This window comes from Micromonospora sp. M51 (assembly GCF_018070305.1).
Lineage (GTDB): Bacteria > Actinomycetota > Actinomycetes > Mycobacteriales > Micromonosporaceae > Micromonospora > Micromonospora parva.
The window spans coordinates 1-2,220 of sequence record NZ_JAGPXZ010000900.1 but is presented as its reverse complement, the minus strand read 5'-3'; the positions used below and the strand labels follow the sequence as shown (position 1 = coordinate 2,220).

Here is a 2,220-nt window from a genome sequence, read left to right as displayed (position 1 = left end):
GCCTGCGCCGCGAGGTCGAGCAGATACGTCCGCTCGATGTCGGCGAGTTGCAGGACGCGCGCGAGTGATTCGAGGACCTGCGGTGAGGGGTTCTTGTCCCGGCCCCGTTCCAGCCGCAGGTAGTAGTCGGGGCTGATCCCGGCGAGCAGGGCGACCTCCTCGCGGCGCAGGCCGGGCACGCGGCGCCGGCCGCCGGTCGGGAGCCCCACCTGCGCCGGTGAGACCAGTTCGCGCCGGGCCCGGAGGTAGCTGCCCAGCCGGTGGCCGCCGCCCGACTCCTCATCCCTCATGCTCACCACGGTAGTGCGGTGCGCGTGCCGCAGAGGGGTCCTGGTGGGACCTGGGAAAACGGGGGCCCTGCCACCCCCGCCGGGCCCCGTCAAGACTGTGATCGCGCTGTCGTCGAGAAGGACAGCGCGCATCACTGTTCGCGCCGCGAGTTGACGCGTCGGCGCCCTCTGGATCGAAGGGAAGATCTCGTGGATCTCTCCAACCGCACAGTTCTCATCGTCGGCGGCACGTCGGGTATCGGGCGGGAGCTGGCCCGGCGGTTCGCCGCGGCGGGCAGCACGGTGGCCGTTGGCGGTCGCAGCCCCGAGGCCCTCTCCGCGCTCGCCGCGGAAGGTTTCGGCACGTTCGGCATCGACGTCACCGACGGCGCCTCTGTCGGCGCTGTCCGGGACGCCGTGCTCGCCCGTTACCCCGAACTGGACACGGTGGTGACGATGTCGGGTGTCATGCTCACCGAAGACCTTCGCGATCCTGCGCACTTCGGGGCGGCGCAGGCGACGATCGACACCAACCTGGTCGGCACCATCCGGGTCATCGACGCCTTCACGCCGCACCTGGTGGGTCGGGGTGCCGGCACCTTCATCACCGTCACCTCCGGCATCGCCTTCCTGCCGTTCCCGCCCATGCCCAGCTACGCCGCCTCGAAGGCAGCGGTGCACGCCTACTCCGAGGCGCTGCGCGCGCAGCTCGACGGCACCGGTGTCGACGTCGTCGAGCTCGTTCCCCCGGCCGTCGCGACAGCCGGGCAGGAGAAGGTGAACCCGCACGCGCTGCCGCTCGACGACTTCGCCACCGAGGTCATGCAGCTGCTCTCGGCGAACCCCACCCCGCGCGAAATCCTCGTGAAGGGCGTTCTCATGCACCGTTGGGCCGAACGTGACGGGACCTACGCCGATCTCGTCGCGCAGCGCGCGAAGGCCCTGGCGATGTTCCCCGGTCGCGAAGGCTGACACCCCTCCCGATCGGGAGGGCTTCGTCGAGGGGCACGCGAACGGGCCCGCGACGTGACCCAAGGGTGGGACCGGGTCCGGCCAAGTCGCCCGGTTCCGTCGGGCACTGTCTCCCCGCGTCGGCCCCGGTCGAGCGGGCGCAAATGGCGCAGACGGACGTGATCCACTCGGCTTTCAGGAAACCGCGGTATCCCCCGCACCGGGACAGCGCGGTTTTCAGGAACCCGAGTCGATCATCCCGTTCGTCCGTCATGTCGGGGCATCCCGGCGGGCACCGATGTCCGGTTTGGGTGGGGGTGTCGGGTGGTCGGGGCCACCCCGACGGCGGAATCGGGGGCCGGGCCGGGTCGTTATACCTGGCAGACCACCGCGCCCCCGGCCCGGTGGAGAGCAGCCGCCGGGAACACCCGCCCGGCCGCCCCGGTTACACCCCCCGCACGGCCAAGCACCACCGGCCAGCCCCGGGCACGCCGAACCAGCCAGCCCCCGAGCACCACAACAGGGCCGGCGGGCCGGCGGAATGACCCGCCACCGCGAACCGTTACACCCTGTCCCGACGCCGACCCCAGCGGGTCGCCGGGCCCCCGCGAACATCCCCGCACGGCCACGCACCCCCGCGTTGAATGCCTGTGCGGTTTCCCCCGATGCAGAGGAGCACGCCATCATGCGTACCGATCTGATCCGTAAGACCGCCCTGACCGCCGCCGGCCTCGCCTTCACCGGCGGCGCCATCGCCGGCCCCGTCACCACCGCCTTCGCCGCCCCGAACACCAGCAAGCCGGCGTCGCAGACCCAGACCGACCGCAAGCCCGCCGGTGAGCGTCAGCTCGGCGTGCGCTACGAAGCCCAGCCGAACTTCTACTACTGCGGCCCCGCCGCCGCCCGTAACGCCCTGTCCGTGCAGGGCAAGGAAATCAGCGTCGACGCCATGGCCAAGGAAATGGGCACCACCGAAGCCGGCACCAACTCCATCAACGAC

3 protein-coding genes are annotated in these 2,220 nt (G+C 71.4%); 2 read left to right on the top strand and 1 reads right to left on the bottom strand.

What is annotated here, in order from left to right; genetic code table 11:
- A partial coding sequence (locus KBX53_RS30445) for a helix-turn-helix domain-containing protein (protein WP_210863154.1) occupies nt 1–290 on the bottom strand: 290 nt, incomplete at its 3' end.
- Nucleotides 291–479: 189 nt separating this feature from the next.
- On the opposite strand from KBX53_RS30445, the gene KBX53_RS30440 reads away from it, so the two are divergent.
- Nucleotides 480–1,241 (top strand): SDR family oxidoreductase, encoded by a 762-nt coding sequence (locus KBX53_RS30440; protein ID WP_210863152.1) that lies wholly within the window; start codon nt 480–482, stop codon nt 1,239–1,241.
- A 664-nt stretch (nt 1,242–1,905) separates the two neighbouring features.
- Nucleotides 1,906–2,220: C39 family peptidase (locus tag KBX53_RS30435; protein ID WP_210863150.1), on the top strand; the 315-nt coding region annotated here is incomplete at its 3' end.